The 23,790-nt window shown below is 49.7% G+C and carries 24 protein-coding genes; 6 read left to right on the forward strand and 18 right to left on the reverse strand.

Going from position 1 to position 23,790, the window contains the following annotated elements:
- Positions 1-67 precede the first annotated feature (67 nt).
- From yigB to lptM, 6 genes are all read right to left on the reverse strand, one after another.
- On the reverse strand, positions 68-784 hold the full coding sequence (gene yigB / locus C9I89_RS18155) for a 5-amino-6-(5-phospho-D-ribitylamino)uracil phosphatase YigB (RefSeq protein ID WP_107284735.1): 717 nt from the start codon (positions 782-784) through the stop codon (positions 68-70).
- Positions 785-799: 15 nt separating this feature from the next.
- Positions 800-1,714, reverse strand: a complete 915-nt coding sequence (xerC, locus tag C9I89_RS18160; RefSeq protein WP_107284736.1) for a tyrosine recombinase XerC — start codon at positions 1,712-1,714, stop codon at positions 800-802.
- Positions 1,711-2,412 carry a DUF484 family protein gene (locus C9I89_RS18165; RefSeq protein WP_107284737.1) on the reverse strand — a complete coding sequence of 234 codons (702 nt, stop codon included), beginning with the start codon at positions 2,410-2,412 and terminating at the stop codon, positions 1,711-1,713. Before C9I89_RS18165 ends, xerC begins: the two co-directional genes overlap by 4 nt.
- Positions 2,409-3,239 carry a diaminopimelate epimerase gene (dapF, locus tag C9I89_RS18170; RefSeq protein ID WP_107284738.1) on the reverse strand — a complete coding sequence of 277 codons (831 nt, stop codon included), beginning with the start codon at positions 3,237-3,239 and terminating at the stop codon, positions 2,409-2,411. Before dapF ends, C9I89_RS18165 begins: the two co-directional genes overlap by 4 nt.
- Positions 3,240-3,273: 34 nt before the next feature.
- Positions 3,274-4,524 carry a diaminopimelate decarboxylase gene (gene lysA / locus C9I89_RS18175; protein ID WP_107284739.1) on the reverse strand — a complete coding sequence of 417 codons (1,251 nt, stop codon included), beginning with the start codon at positions 4,522-4,524 and terminating at the stop codon, positions 3,274-3,276.
- A gap of 111 nt (positions 4,525-4,635) precedes the next feature.
- Positions 4,636-4,752, reverse strand: a complete 117-nt coding sequence (gene lptM / locus C9I89_RS18180) for an LPS translocon maturation chaperone LptM (RefSeq protein ID WP_107284740.1) — start codon at positions 4,750-4,752, stop codon at positions 4,636-4,638.
- 77 nt (positions 4,753-4,829) lie between these two features.
- Between lptM and cyaY the strand changes: the two genes are divergently transcribed.
- The gene (gene cyaY / locus C9I89_RS18185; RefSeq protein ID WP_107284741.1) at positions 4,830-5,141 is read left to right on the forward strand and encodes an iron donor protein CyaY; all 312 of its coding nucleotides are present in this window, start codon (positions 4,830-4,832) and stop codon (positions 5,139-5,141) included.
- Between the two features lie 57 nt (positions 5,142-5,198).
- Here cyaY and C9I89_RS18190 read toward each other — a convergent pair whose 3' ends face one another.
- Positions 5,199-7,763, reverse strand: a complete 2,565-nt coding sequence (locus tag C9I89_RS18190; RefSeq protein WP_107284769.1) for a class I adenylate cyclase — start codon at positions 7,761-7,763, stop codon at positions 5,199-5,201.
- Positions 7,764-8,157: 394 nt separating this feature from the next.
- Here C9I89_RS18190 and hemC point away from each other — a divergent pair, with 394 nt between their 5' ends.
- From hemC to C9I89_RS18210, 4 genes are read left to right on the forward strand one after another with little or no spacing between them, the layout of a single operon-like run.
- A complete protein-coding gene (gene hemC, locus C9I89_RS18195) occupies positions 8,158-9,093 on the forward strand; it encodes a hydroxymethylbilane synthase (protein WP_107284742.1) in 936 nt (311 codons plus the stop codon).
- Positions 9,093-9,848: a uroporphyrinogen-III synthase gene (locus tag C9I89_RS18200; protein WP_107284743.1), complete on the forward strand. Its 756-nt coding sequence runs from the start codon at positions 9,093-9,095 to the stop codon at positions 9,846-9,848. Before hemC ends, C9I89_RS18200 begins: the two co-directional genes overlap by 1 nt.
- A 4-nt stretch (positions 9,849-9,852) precedes the next feature.
- Positions 9,853-11,115 carry a uroporphyrinogen-III C-methyltransferase gene (gene hemX / locus C9I89_RS18205; protein ID WP_107284744.1) on the forward strand — a complete coding sequence of 421 codons (1,263 nt, stop codon included), beginning with the start codon at positions 9,853-9,855 and terminating at the stop codon, positions 11,113-11,115.
- Positions 11,112-12,299 carry a heme biosynthesis HemY N-terminal domain-containing protein gene (locus C9I89_RS18210; protein WP_107284745.1) on the forward strand — a complete coding sequence of 396 codons (1,188 nt, stop codon included), beginning with the start codon at positions 11,112-11,114 and terminating at the stop codon, positions 12,297-12,299. The genes hemX and C9I89_RS18210 overlap by 4 nt, the downstream gene beginning before the upstream one ends.
- Before the next feature lie 353 nt (positions 12,300-12,652).
- On the opposite strand, the gene C9I89_RS18215 is transcribed toward C9I89_RS18210, so the two are convergent.
- From C9I89_RS18215 to C9I89_RS18225, 3 genes are all read right to left on the reverse strand, one after another.
- A complete protein-coding gene (locus C9I89_RS18215; protein WP_107284746.1) occupies positions 12,653-13,048 on the reverse strand; it encodes a hypothetical protein in 396 nt (131 codons plus the stop codon).
- A gap of 62 nt (positions 13,049-13,110) precedes the next feature.
- A complete protein-coding gene (locus tag C9I89_RS18220; protein ID WP_107284747.1) occupies positions 13,111-13,881 on the reverse strand; it encodes a class I SAM-dependent methyltransferase in 771 nt (256 codons plus the stop codon).
- A 90-nt stretch (positions 13,882-13,971) separates the two neighbouring features.
- On the reverse strand, positions 13,972-16,524 hold the full coding sequence (locus C9I89_RS18225; protein WP_107284748.1) for a putative bifunctional diguanylate cyclase/phosphodiesterase: 2,553 nt from the start codon (positions 16,522-16,524) through the stop codon (positions 13,972-13,974).
- Between the two features lie 155 nt (positions 16,525-16,679).
- Between C9I89_RS18225 and asnC the strand changes: the two genes are divergently transcribed.
- Positions 16,680-17,141, forward strand: coding sequence for a transcriptional regulator AsnC (gene asnC / locus C9I89_RS18230; RefSeq protein WP_107284749.1), 462 nt, complete (start codon positions 16,680-16,682; stop codon positions 17,139-17,141).
- Positions 17,142-17,217: 76 nt separating this feature from the next.
- Here asnC and hemB read toward each other — a convergent pair whose 3' ends face one another.
- From hemB to ubiE, 8 genes are all read right to left on the reverse strand, one after another.
- Positions 17,218-18,267 (reverse strand): porphobilinogen synthase, encoded by a 1,050-nt coding sequence (hemB, locus tag C9I89_RS18235; protein ID WP_107284750.1) that lies wholly within the window; start codon positions 18,265-18,267, stop codon positions 17,218-17,220.
- 55 nt (positions 18,268-18,322) lie between these two features.
- A complete protein-coding gene (tatD, locus tag C9I89_RS18240; RefSeq protein WP_107284751.1) occupies positions 18,323-19,120 on the reverse strand; it encodes a 3'-5' ssDNA/RNA exonuclease TatD in 798 nt (265 codons plus the stop codon).
- 168 nt (positions 19,121-19,288) lie between these two features.
- Positions 19,289-20,041: a Sec-independent protein translocase subunit TatC gene (gene tatC / locus C9I89_RS18245; RefSeq protein ID WP_107284752.1), complete on the reverse strand. Its 753-nt coding sequence runs from the start codon at positions 20,039-20,041 to the stop codon at positions 19,289-19,291.
- An 11-nt stretch (positions 20,042-20,052) separates the two neighbouring features.
- On the reverse strand, positions 20,053-20,391 hold the full coding sequence (gene tatB / locus C9I89_RS18250; RefSeq protein ID WP_107284753.1) for a Sec-independent protein translocase protein TatB: 339 nt from the start codon (positions 20,389-20,391) through the stop codon (positions 20,053-20,055).
- A 3-nt stretch (positions 20,392-20,394) separates the two neighbouring features.
- Positions 20,395-20,646, reverse strand: coding sequence for a Sec-independent protein translocase subunit TatA (tatA, locus tag C9I89_RS18255; RefSeq protein ID WP_107284754.1), 252 nt, complete (start codon positions 20,644-20,646; stop codon positions 20,395-20,397).
- 89 nt (positions 20,647-20,735) lie between these two features.
- Positions 20,736-22,373, reverse strand: a complete 1,638-nt coding sequence (gene ubiB, locus C9I89_RS18260; RefSeq protein WP_211315273.1) for a ubiquinone biosynthesis regulatory protein kinase UbiB — start codon at positions 22,371-22,373, stop codon at positions 20,736-20,738.
- A 6-nt stretch (positions 22,374-22,379) separates the two neighbouring features.
- Entirely contained in the window at positions 22,380-22,982 is a 603-nt protein-coding gene (locus C9I89_RS18265; RefSeq protein ID WP_107284755.1) for a ubiquinone biosynthesis accessory factor UbiJ, read from the reverse strand.
- A 7-nt stretch (positions 22,983-22,989) separates the two neighbouring features.
- Positions 22,990-23,745 (reverse strand): bifunctional demethylmenaquinone methyltransferase/2-methoxy-6-polyprenyl-1,4-benzoquinol methylase UbiE, encoded by a 756-nt coding sequence (gene ubiE / locus C9I89_RS18270; RefSeq protein WP_107284756.1) that lies wholly within the window; start codon positions 23,743-23,745, stop codon positions 22,990-22,992.
- Between the last annotated feature and the right edge of the window lie 45 nt (positions 23,746-23,790).

Here is a 23,790-nt window from a genome sequence, read left to right on the forward strand (position 1 = left end):
CCCCTCAAGAGACGAGATTCAACGCTTTTCTGGATATTCAATGTGAGATCAATGTGTGCAGGAGCCGTCAGATCAAATCAAGCAGACGCTTCAACTGACAAATTTCAACATCCGGCAGACAACGGATTTTGGGTTCGTTATTTAGCTGACGCCCCTGATCGTTATACCAGCAAGCTTGAAAGCCATTTTGCTTCGCACCAGCAACATCGGTGACCAAGTGATCGCCCACGTGCAAGATCTGCGGTGGTGACAGCCCGAGCAATGCTGAGGCCTGAGCAAACATATCCGGCTCCGGCTTGGCTAAACCGTCACGCCCCGCCACCAGCACCCGAGAAAAATACTGACCTAAGCCAATTTTATCTGCATCAACATTACCATTGGTGATCGCCAGCAAAGGAACTTGCTGTGCCAGCCGGGTCAGTACGCGATGGGTTTCCTCTGGAACGTCAATCTGATTACGAACGGTCAGTACCACGTCAATACCATGCTGCGCGGCCTGCTCTGCCCGGCGTTCAAGATATCCTAACTGCATCAACCCGATTTTCAGCAGCTGGTGACGCCATAAGGTGACGTTGTGTTTCAGCATAGGATCGGCTTGCGCCAAGCGATGCTTGAGTGCTGTCCAATCTTGCTTGCTGACACTATGACTACAGGGATGGTACTCCGCCAGCCAGTCATGCATTGCCTGCTCGGCACGCCGGATCACCGGACCGTTATCATACAAGGTATCATCTAAATCAAACGTCAGTGCTTTCACTGGCTGGAGGTTTCGGTAGAACTGCATCAGCTTCCTCTGTCACTAGCGCTTACCGCGTTTCGCGCGTGGATGTGCCTCATCATACACTTTTGCTAAGTGCTGAAAGTCGAGGTGGGTATAAATTTGGGTGGTCGACAGGTTGGCGTGGCCCAGCAACTCCTGCACCGCACGTAAATCACCACTGGACTCGAGCATATGGGTGGCAAAACTATGGCGCAGTTTGTGCGGGTTAATATGACTGGAAACCGCCTGCTTTTGCCCCCACTCCGCCATCCGCTTCTGCACGTTGCGGGTAGAAATGCGATTACCCAGCTTAGACACAAACAGGCCGGGCTCATCAGCTGCCGCCAGGCTTCCGCGCACTTTGAGCCAATTCGCCACCCACTCGCGGGCTAAGCCCGCAAACGGGACAATGCGCTCTTTATCCCCTTTACCGATAACGCGAATATCACCTTTGCTCAGACTGATATCACGGATATCAAGATTAACCAGCTCCGCCAGACGTAGCCCGGCTCCATACATCAGCTCCATCATTGCCCGATCGCGGATCGACAGCGGATCATCTTCATTAACGCTGAGCAGCTGATCCATCTCGTCGACATCAAGGTTCTTCGGCAGCGGACGGGCTTTACGTGGTGCCGCCACCCCTTTTGCCGGGTTAGCTTTCAATACTTTCTGCCGAACCAGATAATCAAAAAAACTGCGCAACGAAGATAATCGCATCGACAGGCTACTGGCTTTCAGGCCATCACGCATGCCTTTACTGGCCACCTGACGTACCCATCCCGCATCGACGGTTTGCCAGTCACTGACACCCAGCTCGACCAGTTGCTCAGCGATAGTGGTTAGCTGACGCTTGTAGTTATTCTGGGTATGTAAACTCAGCTCACGTTCGCTGCGCAAGTATTCATAAAAACGCTGCAACGGTTTTTCTAAACTGGCTGGCAAGCTACTCAATCAATCACCACTCGGGTGTATTCCCAATGGTGAATTAAACGCGTCAGGATCCCCCCTAACTGTTCAACAAACAAGGTATCCATATCCGGCTGAAAATGGCCGCCATCAGGACAGGCAAAACTCAGCACCCCAATCTGATGATTTATCCCCAAAGGCAACACCACAAAAGAGCCCAGCTGAGGGGGCTGTTCGAACAACAGCTCGCTTTCAGGTTTGCGCAGGCGGCCAAGATACACCGGACGGTGCGACAAACGGGACACGCGAAAGCTCTCAAACACTTTCCGGTCTAAAAATAGCTGCGGATCCTGACTTTCAAACAAACGCAGGCTGAACTCAAGCTGCAGTTGCTCACTCAGCTCACCCAGCACGCCCAGAGCCTGATAAATATTATGAGTCTGAAAAAGCTGTTGCTGAGCTTTTGAAAATACCGCGAATAGCTCACTGTTTTTTGTCGCCAGTGACACTAAATTCGCAATATTGCCTTCTAAATCATGAACCCGGTGGCGCAGTCTGTCGAGTTGCACCTCGACCAGAGAAACGGCGCCGCGCTCGCTGTGTGGAATACGTAATTGCGTCAACAAATCAGGCTGGCGGGCAAAAAAATCGAGGTTACTGAGCAAGTAGTCAGCCACCACGTCATCATTCAACGGAATGTCTGTCGCGACGGGCAATTCACCCAGTAGTGATACATCGGTCATAGTACTATTTGTCCATCAAAGACGTGAGCAACAGGGCCTGTCATATACAGTGGCTGCCCTTCTCCGGCCCAGCGAATGTGTAAATCACCACCAGGCAAACACACTTTTACATTTTCATCTAATAATCCCTGCACTCGGCCAATTGCCACAGCAGCACAAGCCCCGCTACCACAGGCCTGAGTTTCTCCTGCACCGCGCTCATAGACCCGCAGTTTCACTTCATTGGGTGAAATCACCTGCATGAATCCGGCATTCACCCGCTCGGGAAAACGCTCATGGGATTCAACCAGCGGACCCAAGGTTTCCACCGCCGCGGTATCAACATCGTCAACAACCGTCACACAATGCGGATTGCCCATACTGACCGCGCCACAAAACAGGGTGCTGTCTCCGGCACGCAAAATATACGTCTTTTCGAACTGTTTAGCCCGGAACGGAATTTTACCGGGCTCAAACACCGGCACGCCCATATTGACCGTCACCTGATTATCATTTTCGAGCTTTAACAGCATCTTGCCGGCTTTAGTACTCACCGCAACATGGTATTTATTGGTAAGCCCCTTCATCCACACAAAACGGGCAAAGCAGCGCGCACCATTGCCGCACTGCTCGACTTCGCTGCCATCGGCATTGAAAATTCGATAATGAAAGTCGGTTTCAGGATCATAAGGTGGCTCAACCACCAGTAGCTGGTCAAACCCTATCCCACGGTGGCGATCCGCTAGTCGCCGGATAGCGTCAGGCGAAAAAAATACATTCTGCGTGACGCAATCCACCACCATAAAGTCATTGCCAAGCCCATGCATTTTTGAAAAATTAATCTGCATGATGTTCCTTATCGTTATGATTTATTCAGTACCGCTACGGCAACAGGTGCTCAGACTGCCACAGCTCTACCAGTTTTTCACGCTCGCGCACCACATGGGCGGTATTGCCATCAACCATGATCTCTGCGGCGCGTGTACGGGTGTTGTAGTTTGAAGACATCACAAAGCCATAAGCACCGGCAGAGCGGACCGCCAGAAGATCCCCCGGCTCAAGATTGAGCAAACGTTCTTTACCGATGTAATCGCCCGTTTCACAGATGGGACCAACGAAGTCATACTCGGTGGGTTCACCATCGCGCGGGACGACCGGCACGATATCCTGCCACGCCTGATACAAGGTCGGGCGGATCAAATCATTCATCGCAGCATCAACAATGGCGAAATTTTTATGCTCGGTATGCTTGAGATATTCGACTCTGGTCAGCAATACGCCGGCATTGGCCGCGATAGCACGTCCCGGCTCAAAAATCAGTTCCAGATACTGGTGATCAGCCAAACGGGATAGCAGCGCAGTCGCATACTCCGACGGCAACGGCGGTTGCTCTTCGTTGTAAGTAACCCCTAAACCACCGCCTACGTCCAGGTGCGCGATCTCGATACCGTCAGCTTTCAGGGTATCGATCAGTGCCAGCAGGCGATCAGTGGCATCAATAAACGGCTCAATATCGGTCAGCTGAGAACCGATATGGCAATCCATACCGACCACTTCCAGATGCGGGAGGCTATGCGCCAGGCGATAGACTTCGATCGCCCGCTCAAACACGATACCGAATTTATTGTCACGCAATCCGGTTGAGATATACGGGTGCGTTTTTGCATCCACATCCGGGTTAATACGCAGTGAAATCGGTGCAACAACATCAAGCTCAGCCGCCACCTGGTTTAAACGCGCCAGTTCAGGTTCAGATTCAACATTGAAACATTTAATGCCTAGCTCCAGCGCCCGTTTCATTTCCACTGCCGTTTTACCGACACCGGAAAAGACCACCTTCGCCGGATCACCGCCAGCGGCAATGACGCGTTCCAGCTCACCTTGCGAGACAATATCAAAACCTGAACCTAAACGTGCCAGAACGTTCAGTACGCCAAGATTGGAGTTGGCTTTAACCGCATAACAAATTAAATGCGGATGGGTGGTGACGGCCTGATCAAACGCTTTCCAGTGACGCTCCAGCGTCGCCCGTGAATACACATACAGAGGCGTTCCGTAGCGTTCAGCAAGCTCAGTCAGTGCGATATCTTCTGCCCATAGTTGGCCGTTTGGCTGATAGTTAAAATAATCCAATGTTGTCTATTCCCTGTCCGGTTGCTGTTGCTATTATAGTTACTGTTGCTGCAGCATTCACTGTTGGTATATGGCTGTTACTGCCATTGGTTGCAATTGTTGTGGCGGTGACTACGGTTGTTGCTCTTGCTGCTGTGAGTCGTCCGGCATATAGAGCGCGCCACTCTGACCACAGCCGGTTAAGGCTAATACACCCATAACTAAAATTGCTAATAAACCTTTTCGCATCTTGATAGCCAGTGATTATCATTTCAATGCCCTCTATAATCGCACCAACAATAGGAAAAGCAATAGGACGTAATGGGATGAATGACACTGAATTTCATAAGTTAGTCGATCAAGCACTAATGATTATCGAAGAAGGCATCGATGAATCCGGTGCGGATATTGAGTATGAAACTACGGGCAATGTATTGACCCTGGAATTTGAAAACCGCAGCCAAATCGTCATTAACCGTCAGGAGCCCCTGCATGAACTGTGGCTGGCATCGAAATCAGGTGGCTATCATTTCAAATATCAGAATGATGAGTGGCGCTGCACTCGCAGTGGCGAAGAATTTTTTGCGGTAGTTAAACGTGAGTGTTCGGTGCATGCTGGCGAACAGGTCGATTGGTAAGCAATAGAGCAGCGAGATTCGAGGGACGAGTAACGAGAATCTGGTTACTCGTCTCTTTTATCGCGGTGACAACGACACCATGTTTAACGGCGTTTCAGCCGACGGGCGACGCTGGGTCTGCTGGCCGCTCTTAAATGGGATCACCTGTAAATCACCCGCTTCGGTACGCACAATATCGTAAAACTGCGGCAAGTTAAAATTGATAAAGTGAGCACTGTAGCTGAAACGATCCTGCGCGGAGGTGTAAAAACGGTTCACTCCATGCACCATTTCGTCTTTATCACCATTACACTGGCGATACACTTCGATGCGGTTGGTTTCATCGAGAATATAAATATTGTAACCCTGCTCGCTGTCTTCAAAGAAAAACTGGATCAAGCCCTCACTGGCGTAAGCATCAACAATTTCCGGTGGGTGTGGCTCATCCGTCTTACCCATCACCAGATTTGGCGTACCCGTTAGCTTATTGGTCGAGATACAGCTGTAAAAATCAACCGAGTTTTCCAGTTTCTGTACAGACACACCGCGACGCTCAAAAAACAAACCATGAGTCTGCTCGCCAATACGGATTGCTTTAAAACGACGGCGTTTCTCTTGTTCTACCGGCTTCAGGCGCATCTCGATACACTCGGCCACCAGTTGATACACCAGATTACGGATCAAACCGCGCATGTGCTTGCTGTAACAGAAGACATCCACTGACTCCGGTGGAATTGCATCCTGGTGCATTTTACCTAATACGGTTTTCAAGGCATCAAGCATTGCACTCTCGCCACTGAAGTTCAGGGTACGTACTTCATTCCACGAGTTGCGGTAAACCAAATCGACACTGCCAACCAAACACTTCTGCTCAGGCCCATAGCTGAAAATATCGGTGTGTTTGAAGTCAAACCGCACCGAGCGGTCCTTTAATTCCGTGGTCGGGTCATTTTCCAGATTAATAAACAGACCCAGCTGACGAATTTCACACGGGCTGGATAAGGCTTGCAGGCCAGGTTGCGGACGACGGATTGGGAAGGTATTGCGAATATCGCTCACCAGCTGGTACAGCTTATCAATATCCATATCCGTATCACGCACGACATTGTGCAGACAGGTCGATTCCGTCAGCAATCCATTGAAATATGACCAGGCCACCAGCTTACTTAAGTAGCGGTTATGCTCCAGCGATGGCTGGCCCAAAATGGCATACGGATCGAGAGGTTGCTTATAAAGATACCAGCCAGCGGTATTAGTACGTCCGGCCGGCACCTGGATCAGGGTCAAATCAGGTTCATGCAAATCCGGAGAAATCTGCGGATTAAGCAGCGTCACCTTACCCGGCAACACCTCAAACGCAGCATATAACTTACGGGCCAGAATACTGATATCTTCCGGGCTAATTGCAGAAGTGATGTTATTACGGCGGGCAAAACGGATCAGGTTACGGTAACTCAGCATCAACGCATCAAGCAGTTCATTGTGCGCCCGTTTCACCTGTCCCACTTTCCAGTTACGGCGATTATCCAGCTCAGACAGGACTTCCGGCGACCACTGCCACTCAGTCGTTAACTGCTCCAGCACCCGGCGACGCCATGGCACGGAACCTGATGACGGTGCACGGGTCAGCTTTTCATGGGTTTTGAGATAAAAACAACGACGTACCAAATCAAGCCGACGGTGATCGTTAATTCGCTCCAGGTAACGAGTCACCTTATCCAGCATCAGATAATAAGCATCCAGGCCATACTCATTCTGCTCTTCCGAGAAGAAACGGCGTTTACCATCAACACTTAATAACTGGGTATGCGGATATTCCCATGAATAGGCTTCCAGCAAGATAGCCTTCAGCACCGATTTATACGGCGAGTCGATACTTTTATACAGCTGCCATAAACTGGAACCAAAATACTCTTCAGCAGGAATGCGGGTTAAGCCGCCAAAATCAATCCACTCATCACGACGAATATGCCCGGCAGAATCCAGATACTCAACATATTCGTCGTAACACTCTTCCATTTCCGGCGGCACCATAAACCACAGCAATCGCTGGCCGGCTAAGTGCACTGCAGAACGGTAAAACTCGTCAAGCAGCAGCAAGTGCTGGCTTGAACCACAGTTATCACCGGTCATTGCTTCGGAAAAGTTATCACGGAAACGATTCTCATCGATCAGGAAAAAGTTCGCTTCAACGCCCTGAGCCATCGCCCATTCGGATACTAAGGAACATTTACTCTCCAGCACATCACGCGCTTCGGCAGGAAGGTCGGTACGGATACAGACCCAGATATCGAGATCGCTGGTCAAACTTTGCCCTAATGATGACGTGCTGCCCATAGCATAAAGACCAGTTATCGGGCACTGGGTGTCAACCCATTGGGGTTGAGTAATCGTGCATTGTGCAGTTAAGCCGCAACTATCGATAAACTGTTGCTGCTGATCCGAAATAGCAAATGCCGCAATGCCCTGAGGGACCTCCTGATCAAGGTATCCAGGTATTGCCGGATGATTGTAATGAAGTAAGACAGAGACCAGCTCAAACACCTGGCCAGACTGCATATTCATTGCAGCGAGTGCACGATCAATACGAAGCTGATTATGTGCATCCAGTCTACTTTTTAGCGTCTTGATATAATTATGCAAATTACTCTTCCAAGAGCTGCCGGCGTCAAAGCGGCCCAAAAACTATCATTATTAGTGTAGTTATTGTTCTACACGGGAGCAAAAACGTGATCAATGTAACACTTCTTGCATTGGCCGTAAAGTTTATGAGGATTTATGACAGGTTATGAATAGTAGTTCTACCGCTGAGGCTCTTCCCTAGTCCTCCCCTCAAGCTAGTACAATCTGGCCAAACCGCCAGTTACTATATTGCAACAACTCTATCACATAAAACTAATGTGAGAAGTATCACATTAATTACATTACAATTCAAGACAATACCGCTTCACCGCACTGACGATAACAAGTGAATTATCATCGCAGCACAGGAGTGGTAGGATTAGCCAAAAGAAAGCCTATTTATGGACCTTATTCTATGACCGATAAACCGATCCGAATTGCGACCCGCAAAAGTCCGCTGGCCATGTGGCAAGCTGAATTTGTACAAAAGGCGCTGGAACAGGCGCATCCCGGCTTAGTCGTTGAACTGGTGCCTATGGTCACCAAAGGAGACGTGATCCTGGATACGCCTCTGGCCAAAGTAGGTGGCAAAGGTCTGTTTGTGAAAGAGCTGGAAGTAGCAATGCTCGAAGGCCGCGCCGATATCGCCGTCCATTCAATGAAAGATGTGCCGGTTGATTTTCCTGAAGGTCTGGGGCTGGTCACCATCTGCGAACGAGAAGACCCGCGCGATGCCTTTGTGTCGAACCATTACCTCAGTATTGATGAATTACCGGCCGGTGCCATTGTCGGTACATCCAGCCTGCGTCGCCAGTGCCAGTTACGTGCCCAGCGCCCAGATCTGGTGATTAAAGATCTGCGCGGCAACGTGAATACTCGCCTGCGCAAGCTTGATGAAGGCGAATATGATGCCATTATCCTTGCTTGTGCCGGACTGATGCGTTTAAAGATGGAAGATCGTATTCGCGCCGCCATTGCCCCGGAAGTCAGCCTGCCCGCGGTAGGCCAGGGTGCAGTGGGTATTGAGTGCCGTCTTGACGATCAGCGTGTTCGGGGCCTGCTTGAATCACTAAACCACAGTGAAACCGCCACCCGGGTACTCTGCGAACGTGCAATGAACAATCGCCTGCAAGGGGGTTGCCAGGTACCAATCGGCAGTTACTCTGAACTGCAGGGCGATCAGATCTGGTTACGTGCGCTGGTAGGTGAACCTAATGGCAGCAAGATTGTTTGCGGTGAAGTCACGGGGCCGGCAGCTGATGCAGAGAAACTTGGAACTCAACTTGCTGACCAACTGCTTGCTGATGGTGCAAAAGAGATCCTGGATAAACTTTACGGCAACGCTTCTTAATGACCATATTGATCACCCGCCCGGCACCAGAATGCCATAAGCTCACCCGACAGCTAAATGCCGCGGGGATCAATGCTATCGCCCAACCCCTATTCACAATCGAGGCAGGAAGAGAGCTTCCAGCCCTCATTTCTCACCTAAATATGCTGAAAAACGATGATTTTCTGATTGCCGTCAGTGACCATGCAGTTAATTTGGCTCACAATTACTTGATGTCACAAGGTGCCAGCTGGCCAAAAAACGTGCATTATATGGCTGTTGGGCATAAAACCGCCGCTGCGCTGGCAGCAGCAACCCGTCAGAGGGTCATCACTCCACCTACGCGTTGTGATAGTGAAGGTCTGCTCGCACTGCCGGAACTCAAGCAGGTCAGCGGTCGTCAGGTCGTGATATTGCGGGGAAATGGCGGACGCGAGCTGATCTACCAGACGCTGCTCCAACGCAACGCAACGGTAAGTTATTGTGAAACCTACCAGCGTTGTTGGCTGGCGTTAGATGGAGAAAGCCTGTGCCAAACATGGCAAGCGCAGCAGGTATCAGCCCTGGTCGTAACCAGTGGTGAACAACTGACGCAGTTATCAGGTCTGATACCAGAGCAAGACTTGGCTTGGTTTCTTCAATGCCACCTTTTCGTACCAAGCCAACGTATCGCAGATCAAGCTAATGAGCTTGGTTTTGAAAAAATTTCCACCGTGGGCAGTGCTGCTAATACCGCACTCTTCACGTTCCTGAGTAAGATAGGCACGATGGGATAATCGGATGACTGACAAAAAAACCAATAATGAAAACCCTGCAGATAACAACCTATCAGCAGCGTCAAGTAACACAAACAAACCAGGTCGTTCAAGTGCAAAAGCACAATCACCTGATTCTTCAGCCCCAAAAGAAGCGGCTAAAACTGAGGCGAACAAAACAACCTCAACAGCTTCTTCACAGGCGACCACTTCAACAGCAACACCACCAAAAACAGCGGCCGCCAAGCCTGCCTCTCAACCGGCAGAAAAGAAAAGTGGCAGCAAGACCGGCGCCATTGCAATCGCATTGGTGATAGCTCTGGGAGCTGGCCTTTATTACCACGGCCATCAGCAAGGTGTGGCGCAGGAAGCGAGAATTACCGCGCTACAAGAACAGCTGACAGGTATGCAGACTCGCCTGAGCGAAAACCAGAAAGAAACGCTGGGTCAGGTTGACCAGAGCCTGCAGCGTACCCAAGTGACCATTGCCCAGCAAGACAAATCAATCACGGGTCTGCAACTGGCACTGGCTGAAATGAAAGGCCGTCGCCCTAACGACTGGCTGTTAGCCGAAGCCGACTACCTGATCAAAATGGCCGGGCGCAAGTTGTGGCTAGAGCACGATGCTGTCAGCGCCACGATTTTACTGGAATCTGCCGATCACCGTATCGCAGAGCTGAATGATCCGAGCCTGACCTCCGTACGTAAGGCCATGAATGACGACATCACGGCGCTGAAGGCGGTTGCCCGTATTGACCGCGACGGTCTGGTATTACGCCTGGCCAGCCTGCAGGAACAAGTCGCCAACCTGCCTCTTGCGAATGCCATCATACCGGAAGCAGAAGCGGTTAAAGAAGAGACAGTATCAACATCAGTGGATGACTGGAAAGATAACCTGATGACATCGCTTAAAAATTTCAGCGATCACTTCATCACTTACCGCCACCGTGACGGTAGTGTGATCCCGCTGCTATCGCCGAAACAAGACTTTTATCTGCAGGAAAACATCAAATCCAAGCTGGAAACGGCAATCCGCTCGGTATATCGCGAGCAAGGCGAGCTATACAGCAAGTCTCTGTTGATGGCGAAAGAGTGGGCCGAGCAGTTCTACAACCTTGACGAACCAGCAACCCAGAGTTTCATTAACGTGCTGGATCAGCTGGCGAAAGAAAACATTGAAGCCAGCTATCCGGACAAGCTGAAATCACAAATTCTTATCACCGACGTGATCAGTGAACGCCTGCGTAACCAGGTAAAACCGCTTAGCACCGAGGAGGATCCGGCATGATCAAACTCTTATTGCTGGTTGCCGCTCTGATTACCGGTATTGTTGCTGGCCCTATGCTGGCCGGTAACCAGGGTTACGTGTTGATTTCCGTTGCCGATCAGACACTGGAAATGAGCTTAACCACCTTGATTTTATTAATCCTGGTACTGTTTGGGGCTTTCTTCCTGCTGGAAACGATCATCAAGCGTATCTTGTCGGTCAGCAGCTCAACCCGTGGCTGGTTCAGTGGTCGTAAAGCCCGTAAAGCTCGCGCGCAAACCTCTAATGGCTTAATGAAAGTCATTGAAGGTGACTGGAAACAGGCAGAGAAACTGGTTGTTAAAGCCGTTAAGCACAGTGAGACACCACTACTGAATTACCTGGCTGCGGCAGAAGCGGCTCAAGGCCAGGGGAATACAATACTGCGCGACGAATACCTTAAGCAAGCAGCAGAGCTCGATGATCAGAGCCTGGCTGTAGCCCTGACTCGTGCCAAACTGCAATACCGCCAGCAACAGTACGAGCAAGCACTGGCAACCCTGCAAGATATCAAGCGGGAAAACGGCCGTAATCCTATCCTGCTTGCGTTACTCAAAGATTGCTACCTGAAACTGGAAGACTGGCAGCCATTGCTGACACTACTGCCACAACTGGAAAAATCGGGGGTACTTACCGGTCAGGAAGCCGCAGAACTGGGCCTGCAAGCGGAATGCGGCCTGATAGCCCATATTGGCCAGCATAGCGGCAGCGATGGCTTGATGGCTCACTGGAATAGCCTGAACCGTAAGGCAAAACAACGCCCTGAACTGATTGCCTGCTTTATCAAGCAAATGATCAAGCGTAACGCCGACACCGAAGCCTATATCGTACTACGTGATGCACTTAAAAAGCAGAGTGATGAACGCTTAATCCGGTTAGTCCCGGAGCTGGATCTGCCGGATTACCACCCTGCCATTGTGCGCCTGCAGGATCTGCTACGCTATGACAGCAAAAATCCTGCGACTCACAGCGCACTGGGCCAGCTATTCATCCGCGAGCAAAAGTGGGAAGAGGCGAAAACACATTTAGAGCAAGCTATCGAACTGAATCAAAATGTCTCTGACTACGCCCGTCTGGTTGAGGTGCTGGAGAAACTCCACGACAACCAAGCTGCGGCTGATGTTTCACGTCAGGCATTAACCTTAGCACTTCCGGCTAAAATGTAACCTTTCAGCAGCATACCTCCCTGCAATAAAAAACGCCCGTTCGGGCGTTTTTTTATCCCACTAAATAATACTTTATGTAGCAAATTCCGCTAATTTGTTTCAAACAGTTAACAGTCATTACAACTTATATCCACCCATTGCCAGCAGAATATAAAAGTTATTCAATAGTCTTTCTAGTCGCTAACCGTTGGATAACTCGCTATGGACATGCTTCCCTGGTTAATCGTTTCTGGCATTGTTATATCTGTGATCACTTGTCTGATGACAGCTGTTCTTATTAAAGAATCTTAATGCCCGAGATATAAAAACGCCTCCGTAAGCGGAGGCGTTTTCACTCAGCAATCTTTTCGACTCTACTCAACATCTACCTTTCCCAGTGCTGCGTTATAACGCTTTAGTGCCTTGGTGGCTTGCTTGAGCTTCTTGGCTTTTTTCTTTGCTAATTTCTTCAGCTTCCTGGTCTTTTTCTTACCCAGCGTCACCCCTTCGACCGCATGCGGCTTCACTGGCGCAAGCGATTGAATAGATTGGATAGGATCGTCCTCTGACGCGCTCTTAGCGGGGCGCACATTCGCCGATTGCACCCTCTTCTTTGAGGACATTGCACTTGGTTTACAGAGATACGCTTGATCACTTGCCACACGAGCACAGCTACTACAGATATACTCCGGCGCACTGACAATACGTGTGATGGCTGCGATTTGAGCGGCAATTTCAACCCGACGATATTTACATAACGACTTCGCCATTTATGCCCCCCACAGTAATAAAGCCAATCATTCTAATTATGGTTAATTTATCCCGATTGGTATTACTTCATTGCAGCTTTAACGTATACATCAAAGCGATTTTTCTTTGTTTCAATCGCCGTCGACGGCTTCACCTGAGCGAGGAAGTCAGCATAATCAGGACGTTTCACCACCACTCGTTTTGTTGCCAGCGCCATTGCGGGCGCGAAGAGGCTATCAGCATCATCATCAGCCCCGACCAGAGTCTGAAACACCCGCATTTCTTTTTTCACCAGAGCCGATTTTTTCTTGTGCGGATACATGGGATCGAGATAGACCACATCCGGTGCAATAAAGTCAGGATCTTGTGCCAATTTGATCAACGCATCGTGGCTGGACGCATGAAGCAAGGTCATCCGCTCACCAATCCAACCACCAATTTCCGGATCATTTTTAGCCCGGGCAAGACCATCATCCAGCAGTGCCGCCACAACCGGATGGCGCTCGACCATTTGCACCTTGCACCCTAATGAAGCCAGGACAAACGCGTCTCTGCCCAAGCCTGCCGTTGCATCCAGCACTCTTGGCATCACCCCGCCTTTTAACCCTATGGCTTTGGCAATCGCCTGGCCGCGTCCGCCACCAAACTTGCGTCGGTGAGCCACGGCGCCACCAGCCAGATCAACATAGACGGCCCCCAATTTAGGTTCATCACGTTTACGTAGCTCTAAATGCTGCTCGGTCAAGACCAACGCAAAGATACTGTTTTCGTCATGACTCAGCCCCCAGCGTTGCGTTAATTCATCCAGTTCATGTTGACGTTCTGGGGCTTCACAAATTAAGGCTATTTGCACAGCACTCTCCGGTTCAAAAAAGACAAACTCCAACCCACACCAGCATCGCTAACAGCCCGATAACGATGCTATTGAGTATGAGGCGCGCGATTATACCACCGCCAGCTCGGCTTGGCTCAATTCAGCCACCAGTTCCGCCAGCGGCTTCGGTTTGCCAAAATAGTATCCCTGCGCATAATCGACCCCCAGGCTCTGCAGCCGGGTTAAAATCGCTTCGTTTTCAACAAACTCAGCGACCGTCTTTTTACCCATTTTTTTTGCCAGCTCATTTATCGCCTTCACCATGGCAAAATCCATTTCATCGTCAGCGATATCGCGGACAAACATGCCATCAATTTTAATGATATCGACCGGCATGCGCTTTAGATAACCAAACGAGGATAAGCCCGATCCAAAGTCATCCAGAGAAATCAGACATCCGAGTGCTTTCAATTGGGTAAATAGCTGGATCGCTTCGCTCATATTACCAATTGCCGCTGTTTCGGTTATTTCCAGGCACAGTTTCTCGGTTGGCAGGCCCGATGTGCGGATCTTTTCAATCAGGAAATTCACAAAATCACGATTGCCCATCGACTGCCCGGAAAGGTTAATCGAACACAGCTCCAACTGCGCGACCGCATCAGGATTCGCCCTCAGCCACGCAATCACTTCCTGCACCACATAACGATCAATTAAATGCGCCAGGTTATACCGCTCTGCAGCTGGTATGAACAGCCCGGGAGAAACCATGGAGCCATCGCTGTTACGCATTCTGACCAGGATCTCATAATGCTGCTTTTTCGAACCACACGCCATAGGCGCAATCTGCTGGGCATGAAGTTCAAAACGTTTTTCCGCTAACGCTTTATGAATATGGTTGACATATTGCATCTCCAGCTCGCGGCGTTTTAATTCTTTGTCATCAGGGTGATAAAGGTGAAGGCGGTTTCGCCCTTCGTCTTTCGCCGCATAACAAGCCGTATCGGCCTGGGCATGTACCTGCTGCGGTGATCCTGCCGTCTCATCAATCAAGCGGATCCCCAGCGAGCAACTAAAGCTAAACCGGGTGTTTTGCCAGAAGAACTCAGCCTCTTCCAGCAAGAGAAGGATCTCATGACCAAATTCAACGGCTTCATCGGGACTGCAATGACGGAGAATAATGGCAAACTCATCACCGCCTAAGCGGGCTAACGTTGCTTTCCCTGGCGTAATGCCCTGAAGCAATAATGCCACTTGCTTCAACGCTTCATCACCCGCCTCATGGCCCGCGGTATCATTAATCACCTTGAACTGATCAAGATCGATATAGAACATCGCATGGCGCGCACCGCTGTCCCGCACCTCAGCCAGCCCTTTTTCCAGCTCTGTTTCGAAGTAATTACGGTTGAACAGATCGGTCAGGTAATCATGACAGGCCTGATACTTGAGCTTCGCCTCCAGCTCCCGGGTTGAAGTAATATCTTCTCCTACCAGCAGTAATTGCAATTTTGACTGGGTGTGACGAATGGTTTCACGGATCCAAACCGACTCTCCATCGGCACACTTATACCGCAGCTGGCGACGCCAGACCATCTGATCATCACCGGCCTGGGTGGTAGAAATAAATTGTTGTGGCAGCGGCTCTGCATCAAGATAAAAGTCTGTGACTTTATGGCCTAATAAATCGCGCTTGGTATAACCCAGAAGATCAGCCGCAAACTGATTGACCGACTGGATCCGCGCCTGACTGTCAATGGCCAGCAGAATGACTGGCTGCTGCTCATACAACAAGCGGTAACTCACTTCCCGTTCACGCAGCTTCTCTTCCATCTGCTGGCGGGAAGTCACATCCCTGGCCTCCAGCAACATCTGACCGCTATCCCCGATTGTGGCTGGCATGCTCTTAATCGACAGATCAAGCATCCGCTTGCCGTCATCAGTACTGTGAACCTGGGCTTCAAAACGGACAATCTGATCTTGCTGGGCTGACAGAAAAGCTTGCTTAAGCCGAACGGCAACATCCTGATCCCAGCAATGCCAACGCCACAATGGCCGATCATACTTAATGATATTGCGCCCTAACAGGCTCTGCAGCGCCAGATTTCCGGAAATCAGCACCCCGCTGCCATCTAAAATACCAATGTACTGAAAGCTCTGATCAAATACCCCTTCAAACAAAGCCTGACTTTGTTGTAATTGCTGCTCACTTTTCCGTTGCCGGCGGATCATTAACACCAGCAAAATGATAATGGTGCCCATAACCATAATCGCCACACTGAGCGCACGAAGTTCTTTGTGGTAGCGCTCAATCCAGCTATTGGGTTTGTAATCATTATTACCACCAATGATCACCGGGGTATCACCGATCTGCTCGGCAGGCTGATTCACCTGCCGCAAAGCATGATCATCGCTAACGACAATCACATCGTAATCATCTTGGCTGATTTTGGTTCGGCAAAGGTCAAGTAACTCGTTCAAATATCTGGTTAACTGATAGCGCTTGCCATCGATATAAGTGACATTCAACGGAATATCATAAGAGGCAGTCGTCGCTTCCAACCCGGCTTGAAGGCCAGCCGTCCAGCTCATTTCTTGATGATTAGAATGAATAACTACGGTGTTTTGAGGGAAGGCGAAAGAAGGCGTAACCCACCACCCTAATAACAACAAAAATATAAAGCGCATACAACGTTCAACATGTCCTGTTTATTAGGATTTAGAAATAACTTGAACCAATCACGGTTAAGAGTGCTAACAAGTTTACTTTTTTGTTATGTTTACAAATTGTGCTCAGTATAAGATATGAGCAGTTATGTATAAACAATGGATTAAGCAAAACCATGACCCAGCCCCCACGCATTGATGACTTAGACCGCGATATTCTCAATGCCCTAATGAATGACGCCCGGATCCCTTATGCGGAAATGGCCAAACGTTTCAATGTCAGCCCGGCCACCGTACATGTCAGGGTGGAAAAAATGCGCGCAGCAGAAATCATCACCGGCACGGAAGTGGTTGTTAATCCCAAACTGCTTGGTTACGACGTTTGCTGCTTTATTGGCATTAACCTTAATGCAGCCCGCGACTATCACTCAGCCCTCGCCAAATTGAATGAACTGGACGAGGTCGTCGAAGCTTATTACACCACCGGGGCATACAATATTTTTGTGAAGCTGATGTGCCATTCTATTGAAGAATTGCAATATGTACTGATCGACAAACTGCAGGCAATTGATGAAGTGCAATCTACGGAAACCCTGATTTCATTGCAAAATCCGATCAACCGTAATGTAAAGCCATAAGACGGCGAGAGGCGAGAGGCGAGAGGCGAGAAAGATTATTCCCGCCTCTGTCATGGCTCAACCGATGGGTACCAATTTATTCATTACAAGTATCGGCGTCAGCCTTACGAGCGGCCGCATCTTCCGCCAGCCACTGGGCAACGGATTTGGCAAAATAAGTCAGAATGCCATCAGCACCAGCACGCTTAAAGCACAGAAGCGATTCCATCACGGTTTCGCGCTCTTTCAGCCAGCCGTTCTGAATCGCGGCCATGTGCATCGCATACTCACCGGAAACCTGATACGCAAAAGTGGGGACTTGAAGTTCCGTCTTCACGCGACGCACCACATCCAGATAGGGCATTCCTGGCTTCACCATCACCATATCGGCGCCTTCATTGACGTCCATCGCCACTTCGTGCAACGCTTCGTCACTGTTGGCCGGATCCATCTGATAGGTTTTCTTATCCCCCCCCTTCAGGTTGCCGGCTGAGCCGACGGCATCACGGAACGGGCCGTAATAATTCGAGGCGTACTTCGCCGAATACGCCATGATCTGGGTGTGAATATGACCCGCTTCTTCCAGAGCTTCACGGATCGCACCGATCCGACCATCCATCATATCAGAGGGAGCCACCACATCAGCACCCGCCTCGGCGTGTGACAATGCCTGCTTGATCAGCACGTCGGTCGTAACATCATTGATCACATAACCGCTCTCATCAATAATGCCGTCCTGACCGTGAATGGTGAACGGGTCTAGCGCGACATCGGTGATCACCCCCATTTGTGGCACATTCTCTTTCAGCAAACGTACAGCACGTTGTACCAGACCTTCGGGGTTGTAGGCTTCAGCAGCACAGATACTCTTGGCATCTTGGGAAACAACCGGGAACAGGGCTATCGCCGGTACACCGAGTTTGGACAAGTATTGTGCTTCCTGCAACATAAGGTCGATAGACAGGCGTTCGATACCCGGCATGGACTCAACGGTTTCACGACGGTTTTTACCCATCAGAATAAACATCGGATAAATCAGATCATTAACAGAAATCTGATTCTCTGCCATTAAACGGCGGCTAAAGTCATGCTTACGCATACGACGCATACGACGTGCCGGAAACGCGCCCTGGATAGATACAGACACTGCATACTCCTTGTATGAGTTAATTCACTTTTTCAATTGTTCGATAATACCACCGTCATTGTGGTTCGGGTGATCCAATTCCAAAATACGCCTGCGCTGTAGCACAAGAATTCCGCATTACTTCAGAGGCTTCCTGCCCCCGGCACTGTGCAATCACGCTGGCAATATGGGGCAGATATCGGGGCTCATTGCGGCTTGATTTCGGCTTGGGCCGATAGTCACGAGGCAATAAATAAGGACAATCCGTTTCAATCATCAGGCGATCATCGGGGATATAGCGAATAATGTCACGCAGCTCTGTGCCACGACGCTCATCACACACCCAGCCCGTGACCCCAATATGCAGATCCAGAGCCAGGCACTCTTTCAGCTCTTGTTCACTACCGGTAAAGCAGTGCAGTACCGCGGCAGGTAACTTATCTCGCCACGGCTTTAATATCGCCATAAAGCGTTCATGCGCGTCACGGCAATGCATAAAGACCGGCATCTTCAATTCTGCGGCTAACGCCAACTGCGCTTCAAAGACGGCTTCCTGTTGAGGGCGAGGGGAAAAGTCCCGGTTAAAATCCAACCCACACTCACCAATTGCCACCACTTGGGGGGTTAACGCTAATGCCCGGATCGGCGGCAGAGATAAATCCGTGACCGTTTTAGCATCATGGGGATGAACTCCTGCCGTGCTGTAGCAATACTGTGGCCACTGCTGCGCCATCACCTGTGCCTGCTGGCTTTCTTCAATGCTGGTCCCCGTCAGGATCAATCCTTTCACGCCTGCGGCCTGAGCACGCGAGATGACCTCAGCACGGTCTTTATCAAATCGGCTGTTGGTCAGGTTAACGCCAATATCAATCATCTTACTTTCATCCGTTTTTTCAGATTATTCTTTAACGCCTTACTATGCATCACAATTCAACTCACTGCGATTTCGTTCAAGAGCCAACAGGTGGATAGCGGCTTTATAAACAAAAAACCGGCACTCGGCCGGTTTTTTATCACAATGGATCACTGCACTGGCAGACCATTACTCTTCATGCTGCTCGGCGTCATCTTCTTCGCTGCGAACATAAAAACGCGAGAAGAACAGGCCGACTTCAAACAGTAGGCACATTGGTATCGCCAGCAACGTCTGCGAGATAATGTCAGGCGGTGTCAGCATCATCCCCACCACAAAAGCAGCCACGATAATGTAAGGACGCTTTTGTCTTAAACTTTCCGGGTCCGTTGCCCCCGTCCAGCATAACAGGATGATTGCAACAGGGATCTCAAAGGCGATACCAAACGCCATAAACAGCGCCAGAACGAAATCGAGATAACTGGCAATATCAGTTGCGACCTGCACACCTTCCGGTGCGATGCTGGTAAAGAAACCAAACACCAGAGGAAACACGACAAAATACGCAAATGACACACCGCCGTAAAACAGCAAAGAGCTGGAAAACAGCAGCGGCATGATCAGCTTACGCTCATGCTTGTACAGACCCGGAGCAATAAACCCCCAGACCTGATACAAAATCATCGGCACAGCAACAAACACTGAGGTAACCAAAGTGAGTTTTATTGGCGTAAAGAAAGGTGATGCCACATCGGTTGCTATCATGGTTGCCCCTTCCGGTAAACGTTCTACCAAAGGCGCAGACAAGAAAGCATAAATGTCATTCGCAAACCAAACCAGACCAAGAAAAACCACTATTACACTCAAAATAGAACGCAATAACCGATTACGCAGCTCAATCAAATGGCTGAATAGCGGTTGTGTTTCTTCGACTGTCGACATAGTGATGTAATTTATTCCTGCTTTTGAGAAGTTGTTGCTGAGGTTTGCTCGTTTTTCTCAGCATAAGGACGCTGCACATCCGCAGCGGCTTGTTTCAGCTCTGCCACAGAATCACGCAGTTCAGGTGATAAATCCTTCATCCCCATTTTCTCGGCTTTTTTCAGATTCGCTTGCAGCTCCTGAATTTTCAGTTCCTGCGACAATTCATCCTTCACCGAGTTTGCCATATTTCGAGCAGCGCCGACCCATTGCGAAACCGTACGGATCGCGACGGGAAGACGCTCCGGCCCCAGTACTACTAATCCCACCACCGAGATCAATATTAACTCCCAGAACCCGATATCAAACACGCGTTAAACCTGCTCTTTGTCTTTTTGGCTCTTCTGAACCTGATCACCTTTCGGCTCATCAGACAAAGTCTTCTGATCGAATTCAGCGTCAGTGCTGTCTTTCTTTGCAGCTGTTTCATCATCGCTTATCGCTTTTTTGAACCCCTTAACCGCCGAGCCCAAATCACCACCCAGGCTACGAAGTTTTTTAGTTCCGAACAAAAGAACAATGATCAGTGCAATAATTAGCAATTGCCAGATACTGATACCACCCATGCTTGCTTTACCTCAGCTCTTTGTGGTTAATGACTAATTATAACTAGCCCATAACGAATAAAAAATATTTAGGGAGTATACTTTAACCGCTATTTTCGGCAAGCTCGCCATCCGAGCAACCAAAACGTGACACCTGTAACGGCAGATACCGCCGGGAAAGTTTCAATGTGATTACTAAAAAGTATGGCAGAACATACCACCAGAGTAGCACCAATCCCTAGATAGAACCTTGCCAGCCCCTGATAACGTCGACTCTCCATGAAATTATCATAAAGTTTATCGATACGTTGGTTCATTGCCTTGCCCTGACGCAAACTGTCGTAGAGTAATTCTGGTATTTCCGGTAATTTTTCGGCCCAGAATGGGGCCTTGCTCTTTACTGCCTCTACGACGGCTTGCGGTCCGACCTGACGCGACATCCAGTCTTCCAGGAAAGGTTTGGCGGTATCCCATAAATCCAGCTGAGGATACAGCTGACGGCCCAGTCCTTCAACGTACAGTAGCGTTTTTTGCAATAAGACCAACTGTGGCTGCACTTCCATATTGAAGCGCCGCGCGGTATTAAACAAATTCAGCAGAACATGGCCAAAAGAAATTTCGCCCAGCGGTTTCTCAAAAATAGGTTCACAGACGGTACGAATGGCAACTTCAAACCCATCGACATTGGTATCTGGTGGTACCCAGCCCGAATCGACATGCAATTCAGCCACCTTGCGGTAGTCGCGATGAAAGAATGCCAGCAGGTTTTCTGCCAGGTAGCGCTTATCTTCCCGGTTCAAAGTACCGACGATGCCACAGTCTAAGGCTATCCACTGCGGGTTGTCCGGGTTTTCATAGGAAACAAAAACATTTCCCGGATGCATATCCGCATGGAAGAAGCTATCACGGAACACCTGGGTAAAAAAAACGGTAACCGCATTTTCTGACAGACGTTTCATGTCAGTGCCATTCGCTTTCAGGGCATCAATATCAGACACCGTAATGCCATAAATGCGTTCCATCACCAACAGTTTCTTGCTGCTGTAATCGGTAAACATCTCCGGTACATATAGCATTCCGCTATCTTCAAAGTTGCGGCGCAGCTGAATACTATTCGCCGCTTCACGCATCATATCCAGTTCATCAAGCAGCGTTTTTTCATACTCATGCACCACTTCGACCGGGCGTAACCGACGTGCATCCGGCAAAAAGCGCGATATGGTATGGGCCATTCGGTACATCAGCCTGATGTCGGCCTGAATCACCGGCAAGATATCAGGACGGATCACTTTCAGAACGACTTCCCGACCGTTTTCTTTTAATGTCGCGGTATGTACCTGAGCAATCGATGCCGAAGCCAGGGGGGTTTCATCAAAATCATCAAACCAGGTTTCCAGCGGCCCACCCAGTTCCTGCTCCATTTGTGTTTTGGCCAGTTTACCGTCAAAAGGAGCTACCTGATCCTGAAGCAAGGCAAGCTGATCGGCGATATGCGGTGGAAACAGATCCCGCCGGGTCGACATCATCTGGCCAAACTTAATCCAGACCGGCCCCAGCTCCTGCAGCGCCAGGCGCAGGCGCTCACCCAGTGACTTTTCCGGATGCTTATTTTTAATCCAGAACAGCGACTTGCGTGCCATTTTCGGCACTTTAACCCGGGGATCGTCAGGCAGTAGATCATCAAGACCGTAACGAAGCTGAACTTCGGTGATCTGATAGAGACGTTTACAATCAGAGGGAGTTATCATGACCTGTTATTGCCCTGGCAGCTGATTAAATCGTGCTTCAAGACGCGCACAATCAGATTTCAAGTCATCGACTTGATCGGCAAAATAGGCGACTTCTAATGCTTGGGGTGCCAACTTCCACTCCTCGGTGATCACTTCCGCCAAATCACGCTGGCAACGCTCAACCTCGCGCTGAATAAAACGCACGCTGGATTTAGCCCCGCTCACGACAGTATGAGCGACAATATCACCGGTGTAGTGCGACAATTTTTCTTCGAGATCAGGTTTTAAGCCACTGAGCAAGGAGGAAAACTGTTGTGCCAGCTGAATATCACCCTCCACGGCCAGTTTATCGGCTTTAATTAACTGGGTAAGGTTTGCTTGCTGGCGTAGCTCAGGCAGCACGCTCAGGTTCAGCGCTAACTGGCAATCCACGTCTCCTTCATACGCTGCCAGCACGTCTATCTGCTGACTGAAAATGAAAATCAGCTGCTTGCCAAATTCATTAATGGTTACGCTGATCACTTTACCGCGCAAGCGAGCAAGACGACGCAGGCTTTCTGGATCGTCTTTTAACAGTCTATTTAGCGAGGTTTCGACCGCGCCGGTGACAAAGGCATCAAATGACATAATGTCCTCAGAACTTAAAGCCGCGGTGCAACGCCACGATACCACCCGTAAGGTTGTGGTAGGTGGCCTGCTCGAAGCCTGCCTCTTCCATCATCCCCTTCAGTGTTTCCTGATCCGGGTGCATGCGAATAGACTCAGCCAGATAACGATAACTTTCACCATCGTTAGCAATGATTTCGCCCATTTTTGGCAACAGGTGGAAAGAGTAGGCGTCATACACTTTCGATAACGGCTTCATAATCGGTTTTGAGAACTCTAACACTAACAGACGACCGCCCGGTTTTAATACCCGGAACATCGAACGCAGTGCTTTCTCTTTATCGGTGACATTACGCAGACAGAAGCTGATCGTAATGCAGTCAAAGTAATCATCGGGGAAAGGCAGGTCTTCGGCATTGGCCTGTACATAGCCGACATTCCCGACAATGCCGCAATCACGGAGTTTGCTGCGGCCCACTTTCAGCATTGAATTGTTGATATCAGCCAGTACGACCTGCCCGTCGTCACCCACAATACGGGAAAACTTAGCGGTTAAGTCGCCCGTACCGCCGCCCAAGTCGAGTACGCGTTGACCACGGCGAACACCACTGCAATCAATGGTAAAGCGTTTCCACACCCGGTGAATGCCCAGCGACATCATGTCATTCATGATGTCGTATTTCGCGGCTACGGAATGAAATACTTCCGCGACCAGGTTCGCTTTATCTTCCTTGGCTACGGTACGATAGCCAAAATGGGTCGTATCTTGTGTGATGTCCGTCATGCTATATCCGTCATGTTTATATGTGTAAACAACTGGCTTAGTGTA

Origin of the sequence: Photobacterium lipolyticum (assembly GCF_003026475.1) — a bacterium.
GTDB classification, from domain to species: domain Bacteria; phylum Pseudomonadota; class Gammaproteobacteria; order Enterobacterales; family Vibrionaceae; genus Photobacterium; species Photobacterium lipolyticum.

Excerpts from the sequence above, each read along its gene's own strand:
- yigB (WP_107284735.1), bottom strand. The coding sequence starts at position 784 with ATGCAGTTCTACCGAAACCTCCAGCCAGTGAAAGCACTGACGTTTGAT.
- C9I89_RS18165 (WP_107284737.1), bottom strand. The coding sequence starts at position 2,412 with ATGACCGATGTATCACTACTGGGTGAATTGCCCGTCGCGACAGACATT.
- dapF (WP_107284738.1), bottom strand. The coding sequence starts at position 3,239 with ATGCAGATTAATTTTTCAAAAATGCATGGGCTTGGCAATGACTTTATG.
- lptM (WP_107284740.1), bottom strand. The coding sequence starts at position 4,752 with ATGCGAAAAGGTTTATTAGCAATTTTAGTTATGGGTGTATTAGCCTTA.
- cyaY (WP_107284741.1), top strand. The coding sequence starts at position 4,830 with ATGAATGACACTGAATTTCATAAGTTAGTCGATCAAGCACTAATGATT.
- hemC (WP_107284742.1), top strand. The coding sequence starts at position 8,158 with ATGACCGATAAACCGATCCGAATTGCGACCCGCAAAAGTCCGCTGGCC.
- C9I89_RS18200 (WP_107284743.1), top strand. The coding sequence starts at position 9,093 with ATGACCATATTGATCACCCGCCCGGCACCAGAATGCCATAAGCTCACC.
- hemX (WP_107284744.1), top strand. The coding sequence starts at position 9,853 with ATGACTGACAAAAAAACCAATAATGAAAACCCTGCAGATAACAACCTA.
- C9I89_RS18210 (WP_107284745.1), top strand. The coding sequence starts at position 11,112 with ATGATCAAACTCTTATTGCTGGTTGCCGCTCTGATTACCGGTATTGTT.
- C9I89_RS18215 (WP_107284746.1), bottom strand. The coding sequence starts at position 13,048 with ATGGCGAAGTCGTTATGTAAATATCGTCGGGTTGAAATTGCCGCTCAA.
- C9I89_RS18225 (WP_107284748.1), bottom strand. The coding sequence starts at position 16,524 with ATGCGCTTTATATTTTTGTTGTTATTAGGGTGGTGGGTTACGCCTTCT.
- asnC (WP_107284749.1), top strand. The coding sequence starts at position 16,680 with ATGACCCAGCCCCCACGCATTGATGACTTAGACCGCGATATTCTCAAT.
- tatD (WP_107284751.1), bottom strand. The coding sequence starts at position 19,120 with ATGATTGATATTGGCGTTAACCTGACCAACAGCCGATTTGATAAAGAC.
- tatC (WP_107284752.1), bottom strand. The coding sequence starts at position 20,041 with ATGTCGACAGTCGAAGAAACACAACCGCTATTCAGCCATTTGATTGAG.
- tatA (WP_107284754.1), bottom strand. The coding sequence starts at position 20,646 with ATGGGTGGTATCAGTATCTGGCAATTGCTAATTATTGCACTGATCATT.
- ubiB (WP_211315273.1), bottom strand. The coding sequence starts at position 22,373 with ATGATAACTCCCTCTGATTGTAAACGTCTCTATCAGATCACCGAAGTT.
- C9I89_RS18265 (WP_107284755.1), bottom strand. The coding sequence starts at position 22,982 with ATGTCATTTGATGCCTTTGTCACCGGCGCGGTCGAAACCTCGCTAAAT.
- ubiE (WP_107284756.1), bottom strand. The coding sequence starts at position 23,745 with ATGACGGACATCACACAAGATACGACCCATTTTGGCTATCGTACCGTA.